General features: G+C 37.7%; 6 protein-coding genes and 2 tRNA genes. 2 read left to right on the top strand and 6 right to left on the bottom strand.

Annotated elements, in window-relative coordinates:
- Position 1: 1 nt before the first annotated feature.
- Together BUC45_RS03485 and BUC45_RS03480 are read right to left on the bottom strand one after the other, a co-directional pair.
- A tRNA-Leu gene (locus tag BUC45_RS03485) sits at positions 2–85 on the bottom strand.
- Positions 86–316: 231 nt separating this feature from the next.
- The gene (locus tag BUC45_RS03480; protein WP_296970367.1) at positions 317–970 is read right to left on the bottom strand and encodes an HAD family hydrolase; all 654 of its coding nucleotides are present in this window, start codon (positions 968–970) and stop codon (positions 317–319) included.
- A 263-nt stretch (positions 971–1,233) separates the two neighbouring features.
- On the opposite strand from BUC45_RS03480, the gene BUC45_RS03475 reads away from it, so the two are divergent.
- Positions 1,234–2,133, top strand: coding sequence for a cation diffusion facilitator family transporter (locus BUC45_RS03475; RefSeq protein WP_213974867.1), 900 nt, complete (start codon positions 1,234–1,236; stop codon positions 2,131–2,133).
- Between the two features lie 169 nt (positions 2,134–2,302).
- Here BUC45_RS03475 and BUC45_RS03470 read toward each other — a convergent pair.
- From BUC45_RS03470 to BUC45_RS03455, 4 genes are all read right to left on the bottom strand, one after another.
- Positions 2,303–2,389: transfer RNA gene (locus tag BUC45_RS03470), tRNA-Leu, on the bottom strand.
- A 135-nt stretch (positions 2,390–2,524) separates the two neighbouring features.
- Positions 2,525–5,380 (bottom strand): excinuclease ABC subunit UvrA, encoded by a 2,856-nt coding sequence (uvrA, locus tag BUC45_RS03465; protein WP_296970365.1) that lies wholly within the window; start codon positions 5,378–5,380, stop codon positions 2,525–2,527.
- Positions 5,381–5,409: 29 nt separating this feature from the next.
- Entirely contained in the window at positions 5,410–7,407 is a 1,998-nt protein-coding gene (gene uvrB / locus BUC45_RS03460) for an excinuclease ABC subunit UvrB (protein ID WP_296970363.1), read from the bottom strand.
- A gap of 183 nt (positions 7,408–7,590) precedes the next feature.
- Positions 7,591–7,788: a hypothetical protein gene (locus BUC45_RS03455; RefSeq protein WP_296970361.1), complete on the bottom strand. Its 198-nt coding sequence runs from the start codon at positions 7,786–7,788 to the stop codon at positions 7,591–7,593.
- 334 nt (positions 7,789–8,122) lie between these two features.
- Between BUC45_RS03455 and BUC45_RS03450 the strand changes: the two genes are divergently transcribed.
- A complete protein-coding gene (locus tag BUC45_RS03450) occupies positions 8,123–8,794 on the top strand; it encodes an Asp/Glu racemase (RefSeq protein WP_296970360.1) in 672 nt (223 codons plus the stop codon).
- Positions 8,795–8,826: the final 32 nt, after the last annotated feature.

The raw sequence follows: 8,826 nt of genomic DNA, 5'->3' as shown, positions 1-8,826 counted from the left end.
GTGCCGAAGGCGGGAATCGAACCCGCATGGTATTGCTACCACTGGATTTTGAGTCCAGCGCGTCTGCCAGTTCCACCACTTCGGCTTGCATGTGTTTATTATCTTAGCATATCTTTTAAAAGATTTCAAGAGGATTGTTGCAAAAACTGAGTTTTTTTGAGTTGTAGCGTTTTCCCATCGAAAAAATTATGCAACATAATTGCCATTACTGATACAGAATCAACTCGATAAAGATTTTGATTATGTTTTCTCCACTTCTTAAGGCCTTTATAAATCTTTCAGTATCATCATGGGAATATTAGTATTTGAATAAAAATTATTCTATAACGCTAAAAAGTTCAATCGGTGTTTTTATTATTAAATCAGCACCATTTTCCATTAGTTCGGCTGCATCTCTAAAACCCCAAAGCACTCCAACTGCATACATGCCTGCAGATTTTGCAGTATTCATGTCAATACCGCTGTCACCCATATATATGAATTCTTTAGGAGGAATATCTAAAAGTTTTGCTATCTCCATGGCTCCCGCCGGGTTGGGCTTTCTTGGAACACCTGGCCGTTCTCCAAATACCGCATCAAAGCTCCAACGTTCAAGTAGTTTTTTTACAATTAATTGTGTAAATTCATGGGGTTTGTTTGAAAGCACTGCTCTTTTGTAGCCTAAGGTTGTAAGCCTGTCAAGCAACTCGGGAATACCTTCATACGGTTTTGTAGTATCAGCCCATCTTTTTTTATATTCCTCTTGCATTAAATTTTGGCAGTGTTTTATAAAAGATTCGTCCCTCTTATCTGGAGGGAGAGCTCTCAATGCAAGGTTATACATCCCGCTTCCGACAAACTGCTTATATTTTTCTGTTTCATGCATGGGTAACCCCTGACTTTTAAGCACTTGGTTCATGGAATTTGCCAAATCCTCCAGCGTATCCAGTAAAGTACCGTCAAGGTCAAAAATAATTGCCTTATATTTCATATAAAACACTCCTTGTTTTAATTGTAATTATTTTTTATAATTGATTTAATTTATATTTATTTTTTGCTTGACTAAAATAATTAAAGTGTGTTATCATTTTAGTGAGAATGGATACTTCAATATAAGAAAAACTTTTATTGTAAAAAGTTTCTGGGGCTCGTGGGACCAATCCCACAGTTTTTTTATATCCAAATTACTTTTGTATCAAAATTGTTTTTTTAGTCATAGCATAGTAGCATAGTATAGTAATGGAGGCAATAGTTATGGGTATCAAAGAAAATTCCAATAGGATTAGGGAAATCAATAAGGTGCTTTGGATTATTCTTGCTCTTAATTTCGCAGTTTCTATAATGAAACTTATCGTTGGTTATACTATATCATCAGCCAGCATGGTAGCTGACGGTTTTCATTCTTTCTCAGATGGCAGTTCAAACATAGTTGGCTTGGTCGGAACCGCCTTGGCTTCAAGACCTGCTGACGAATCCCATCCTTATGGACATAAAAAATTCGAAACCTTTACTGCAATAGGAATAAGTTTCCTGCTGTTCATAGTCAGTATTAATATTATAAAAAGTGGAATAGCTAAATTAACCAGCCCGATTATACCTCAAGTTGACGTTTATAGTTTTGTGGTGATGATTATCACTATGGCAATAAATATTTTTGTCATAATTTATGAAACACGAGAGGGCAAAAAACTCAATAGCGATATTCTTGTTTCTGATGCTATCCATACCAAAAGTGATGTTTATGTTTCATTGTCAGTCATACTGAGTTTGATTGCGGTTAAACTGGGATACCCCATTCTTGACCCTATTATTTCTTTTATTATATCAATTATGATTATAAAAGCAGGTATTGAGATACTGGCAAATTCCAGCAAAGTATTATGTGATGCAGCAGTAGTTGATTCGAAAAAAGTTGTGGAAGTAGTATCCGGCATCAACGGTGTTCTAAATTGTCACCAAGTTCGCTCCCGCGGCAGAGAAGATGATTTTTCTTTGGATTTACATATTCTTGTAGACCCCTCGATGTCAGTCGAAGATTCCCATAAGCTGCATCATGTAATTGAAAAAGAAATCAGAAAACACTTTTCAGGAGTCCATTATATTAATATCCATATAGAACCACTTAAATTTAATGGCATTTCAACAACTCGTTAAAAGCTCTAATCCGTGGGTATATTGATTCTGCACTTAAAAAATGCTGATAAATCCGATATTTTTTTGCGAAAAATTGCCGTATATCCATATTTGTCAGTAAAAGCCAGAACTGCTAACAAAATAAAAAGACGTAGAATGATGCATCTCGCTCTACGTCTTACTTTCATACTGGTGCCGAAGGCGGGATTCGAACCCGCACATCCTTGCGGACACTAGACCCTGAATCTAGCGCGTCTGCCAATTCCACCACTTCGGCATAATGCATTTGTGATTAGCCAAATGCATTATTAATATTACCATATCATATACAATAATTCAATAGCACGATTAATTATTAATTTTTTATTTTAAGCAATAAGATGAATAAGTTAATTGTCCGATATCTTACTTTTTATTCCATTGCCATCATCTTTTTTTCGCAAGAACTGTTCTTAGACCATAGTACTTTTTTGAGAAATTTTCCCGTATATGAATGCGTATTTTTTGATACTTGTTCGGGAGTCCCTGTGGCAACTACTTCACCGCCACGGTCACCGCCTTCCGGACCTAAATCAATTATATAATCCGCTGTTTTTATTACATCTAAGTTGTGCTCAATGACTATGACAGTGCTGCCGCCATCTACTAATCTCTGGAGTACATTCAAGAGTTTTTGTATATCGTCCGAATGAAGGCCTGTAGTAGGCTCATCCAGAATATATATGGTATTACCATTACTTTTTTTAGAAAGTTCGGTAGAAAGTTTAACTCTTTGAGCTTCACCACCTGACAATGTAGTTGAAGGCTGTCCCAATTTTATATATCCGAGACCTACATCTCTTAGTGTTTCAAGCTTGCGTTTTATTTTAGGTATACTGTCAAAAAACTCCAAAGCTTCATCTACCGTCATATCCAACACATCAGCTATATTTTTCCCTTTATATTTTACTTCTAGGGTTTCTCGATTATAGCGTTTCCCTTTACATACTTCACATGGTACGTAGATGTCCGCTAAAAAATGCATTTCGATTTTTATTATACCATCACCTTTGCAGGCTTCACATCGGCCGCCGCGGACATTAAAGCTGAATCTTCCCGGTTTATATCCGCGCATTCGCGATTCTGGTGTCATAGAAAAAACTTCACGGATATCATTAAATACATTAGTATAAGTAGCCGGATTAGAGCGTGGTGTCCTTCCTATGGGCGACTGGTCAATATTTATAACCTTTTCTATTTGTTCGATGCCAAGTATCTCGTCAAAATCTCCCGGTAAGCTTCTGGATTTATAAAGTTTCTCTTTTAGTGATTTATATAAAATCTCATTGACTAAGGTGCTCTTGCCCGAGCCGGATACACCGGTCACACAGGTAAATAGACCCAATGGAAATTTTACATTGATATTTTTTAAATTGTGTTCTCTGCAGCCTTTGAGCTCTAACCATGACTTCTTTGGCTTTCGCCTAATAACGGGAACAGGAATTTGTTTTTTCCCGCTTAAATACTGTCCGGTAATAGATTCCTCACTTTTTTGTATATCTTCTAGAGGACCGCAGGCAACTACTCTCCCGCCATGTTCCCCTGCGCCCGGACCAATATCTATTATATAGTCGGCAGCTCTCATAGTATCCTCGTCATGTTCGACAACAAGCACCGTATTACCTAAATCTCGCAAATCCTTCAAGGTTTTAAGTAGCTTTTCATTATCTCTCTGATGCAACCCAATACTTGGTTCATCGAGTATATATAATACACCTACTAACCTCGAACCAATCTGGGTTGCTAACCGTATTCTCTGGGATTCACCACCCGACAAAGTTCCTGATGCACGGTCCAATGTGAGATAGTCAAGGCCTACATCAACTAAAAATTGTAAACGGTTTCGTATTTCTTTAAGAATTTGATGTGCAATCATTTCTTCCCTTTTTGTAAGTGAAAGGCTTTCAAAAAAAGCAATAGCCTCCCGAATCGACAATGATGTCACTTCAGCTATAGACTTATCTCCAATAGTCACTGCCAGGCTTTCGGGTTTAAGTCTTGAGCCGTTACATGCCGGGCAGGGTTTTGTACTCATGTATTCCTCTATTTCTTCCCGAGAATATCCGGAGCCTGTTTCTTGATAACGTCGTTTCAGATTATTTACAACACCTTCAAAGCGTCCCCTGTAACGTCTGGTATTTTTACTAAACCTGCTCTTATAATAAAACTCGATAGTATCTTCAGAGCCAAACAAAATCGTATCTACAACACTTTCAGGTAATTCTTTTACTGGAGTTTCAGCACTTACACCATAATGATTCAGCACAGCTTGAAGCATTTGATAGTAGTATCCGTCCGGTGTGCTGCTCCAAGGTTCCACGGCTCCATCCGCTATGGATTTTTCTTTATCCGGTATAATTAACTCCGGGTCTATTTCCATATTTATCCCTAAGCCGCTGCAAACCGGACAAGCTCCATAAGGACTGTTGAAAGAAAACATTCGAGGTGTAAGTTCCTCCAAACTTATATTACACTCTGCACATGCAAAATTCTGAGAAAATAGTATTTCTTGCCCGCCGATAACATCCGCAATCACCAAACCTTCGGATTGAGCAAGTGCTATTTCAATAGAATCTGCCAGGCGAGATTCAATTCCAGGTTTTATAATGAGTCTATCTATAATAATTTCAATATTATGCTTCTTATTTTTTTCCAGCTTAATTTCCTCGCTGGTTTCTCGCATTTGACCATCGACTCTTATCCGCACAAAACCATTCTTTTTGATTTTTTCCAGCAGTTTCTGGAATTCCCCTTTCCTTCCGCGCACCACTGGAGCCAAAATTTGAATCCTTGTTCCTTCAGGTGATTCCATTATTGCATCAACCATTTGATCAACGGTTTGTTGAGATATCTCCTTTCCGCACTTGGGACAATGCGGTTTGCCTATACGGGCATAAAGCAGTCTTAAGTAATCATAAATTTCAGTAACAGTCCCCACTGTTGAACGAGGATTTTTACTCGTAGTCTTCTGGTCTATGGATATGGCAGGTGAAAGCCCCTCGATGTAATCAACATCGGGTTTATCCATTTGCCCCAAAAACTGTCGGGCATAGGCAGAAAGTGATTCAACATAGCGCCTTTGCCCTTCGGCATATATGGTATCAAAGGCCAAGGTAGATTTCCCCGACCCGGAAAGGCCTGTAATTACTACCAATTTATCTCTTGGAATTGCAATATCTATGTTTTTTAGGTTATGTTCTCGAGCACCTTTAACTATAATCTTATCCATTTATTCACATCACACTCACTGTACTGTGTTTATTTAGTCTTAATTACGCTGAACGCCTCAGCTTTTATTTCAAAAATAAGATCCCTAAGCTCGGCAGCTTTTTCAAATTCAAGTTTCTTTGCTGCGTCATTCATCTGTCTTTCAAGATTTTCAACAAAGGTTTTAAGTTCTTTCTTACTCATTTTTGTTATATCTTTTTCAGGCAGGTAATCAGTTTTTTCCTCGGCAACTTTAGTAGCCTCTATTAAATCCCTTACCGACTTTTTAACCGTTGTAGGTACTATACCATGCTTTTTATTATAATCTAATTGAATTTTGCGCCTGCGGTTGGTTTCACTAATCGCCCTAGCCATAGATTGAGTTATGGTATCCGCATACATAATAACCCTTCCGTCTACATTACGTGCAGCACGGCCTATAGTCTGAATGAGTGAGGTTTCAGAACGTAAGAATCCCTCTTTATCTGCATCCAGAATAGCCACAAGGGATACCTCCGGCAAGTCTAAACCTTCCCTTAGTAGATTAATGCCTACAAGACAGTCAAATTTACCGAGTCTTAAATCTCGAATTATCTGAAGCCGTTCCAATGTATGAATCTCCGAATGTAGGTATCTGACGCGAATACCTGCTTCCTTTAGGTAGTCGGTAAGATCCTCCGCCATTCTCTTGGTAAGGGTAGTTACTAAGACTCTTTGGTTCTTTTTCGCTCGGAGCTTGATTTCCCATATCAAATCATCGATTTGCCCTTTGACCGGACGAACTTCTACTTCCGGATCTAACAAGCCAGTGGGCCGGATGATTTGTTCTACGACTTGAGCACTTTTTTCAAGTTCATAAGATGCCGGTGTAGCTGATAAAAAAATTAGCTGATTTACACGTTCTTCGAATTCTTCAAAGACCAGCGGGCGATTATCAAAAGCCGAAGGAAGCCTAAAACCGTGCTCTATGAGCGATTCCTTCCTAGAACGGTCTCCAGCCCACATAGCATGAATCTGAGGCAAAGTCACGTGGGACTCGTCAATTATTATTAAATAATCTTTTGGAAAATAGTCAAGCAGTGTAAATGGTGCCTCCCCGGCCTTCCGCCCGGAAAGATGTCTTGAGTAATTTTCAATACCTTTACAATAGCCCATTTCTCGAAGCATTTCTATATCATATTTGGTCCTTTGCTCGAGCCTGGCTGCCTCCAATACTTTACCTTGGTCTTTCAGTTCCGCTAATCGCTGCTCAAGCTCCATTTCAATTGATTTTATAGCAGCTTCTATTTTATCTTTTGGTGTGGCATAGTGGGAAGCTGGAAATATCGATACGTGATTTCGTTCACCTATTATTTCACCGGTTAAAGTATCGAATTCAAGGATGCGATCAATAATATCTCCAAAAAATTCTACTCGAACAGCCTTTTCGGTAAAAGAAGCCGGGAATATCTCCAATATATCTCCGCGGAGCCGAAAAGTCCCTCTGTGAAAGTCTATTTCATTTCGATTAAATTGTATTTCCACAAGCTTTCGAGCCACATCGTCCCTATCCATTTCCATGCCCGGGCGAAGTGATACAACCTGGTTTTCATAATCTATTGGTGAACCTAGGCTGTAAATGCATGACACGCTGGCGACTATGACTACATCACGGCGTTCAAAAAGTGCGGCCGTTGCAGAGTGCCGCAATTTATCAATCTCATCGTTTATTGAAGCATCTTTTTCTATATAAGTATCCGTTTGAGCAATATATGCCTCTGGTTGGTAATAGTCATAGTAACTTACAAAATATTCTACCGCATTGTTGGGGAAAAACTCCTTGAGTTCACTGTAGAGCTGCCCGGCTAAAGTCTTGTTATGAGCTATTACTAGCGTCGGTCTTTGTACCTGTTGTATAAGATGGGCTATAGTAAAAGTCTTTCCGGTACCTGTTGCACCTAGCAGCGTTTGAAATTTGTAGCCCTTATTTATTCCTTCAGCTAATCTTTGTATTGCTTGTGGCTGATCACCGCGCGGAATATACTCTGAAACAACCTCAAATTTCCCCATTTTTTACACCTTCCAAATGAAATTGAAAAAATTTATTTCTTACAAGGATTTTATTTGACTTACCTTGTAATATAATTTCATGTGCAAGATGTATTATATCATATAATAAAAAGTGATGAAAGATAAAAACGAAACTTTGTTCGCTATTTAAAATAAAAAAAACCGGGCTTTTTATTTCCCGGCTCAGTTCATATATATAATCTTGTTTCTTCGACGAGTGAAAAAGCCACTCGATTTAGTGCCATAAGTATCTCCATCTCGAGATTGGGTATCTATGTTTACTATTTTCAACATGATATCCCGCTTTTCTTCTTCTGATGCAGTAGTATAGGCTTTAAGCAGCATATCTCTCTCGCGATCCAGGTATTCTTCTCTAGTCATCGAAATTCCTCCTTTTTATGTATTTTGCATAGAAACTAGTAAAAATATGAGTGCAATTATAATTGAGAGCGTTATTTCTTTCACAAGCATTATATCATATATGAAAATTTCTATCAAGTATATATAGTTTGAAATGTCATCTATTTTCTAAAAACTCTTTTGTTTTATTCATTTTCCTATGCTATAATATATCTTTTCCTATTTCCGTTGAATTATTCAATAAGTAGTAAAAAGAATTAAAATGCGACTAAATAATTAACCATAGATTATTTTTATCTTAAAATACTTGCTACTCTTATATGATAGACATATAATAAAATTGAGGTGATAAACATTGACTGCAAATGTTGCAAATAATATTATAAAAATCGGTGTTATCGCTGGCACCCCGGTAGACACTCAAATGGGAGTTGATTTTATATTAAAAAAGGGGTTCGAAGCCATAGGATGTCCTACTGCTGCAAACCCCGAAGAACAAAATCTTCTTCAGTTTTTAAACCCTGATACTTTAACAAAAAAAGTATTAAGGATTATTCAAGATTTCGAAAATCATGATATATTTCGAACTATGATTTACTGCAATTCTTTATCAGCCGCAATAGATATTGGATATATACGAAATACGCAGACCCGATCCTTGGTAATAACGCCATTGGATATTTACAGAAATCTTGCTGCAAGGTACAAAAAAATAGCCCTATGGGCTGCTAATGGTCAATGTCTTTCAGCAATCGAACATATATTTTATGAGCAAAATCCTTCAATTGATATTATTGGAATTTCCATGCTGCCTATAGTCAAAGCTATTGAAGAAGATCAATCAGCAGCATCGATTATTGACCAATACGATCTTGTTTCTCTATGTGTTGAAAGATTCGCCCCCAACAGCTTGATTCTGGGCTGCACTCATCTGCCTTATTTGCAATCGGAACTTTCTAAAAAAATCAGCATTCCTATTATTGACCCTGCGGAAGAAATGTTAAAAATATTGGTTTTGGATTCTTAGTTTTATTGCTTTTTTAATCATTTAGCTCTAAG

Source organism: Tepidanaerobacter sp. EBM-38, assembly GCA_001896545.1.
Taxonomy (GTDB): domain Bacteria; phylum Bacillota; class Thermosediminibacteria; order Thermosediminibacterales; family Tepidanaerobacteraceae; genus Tepidanaerobacter.
This window is presented reverse-complemented; position numbering and strand designations above follow the sequence as displayed.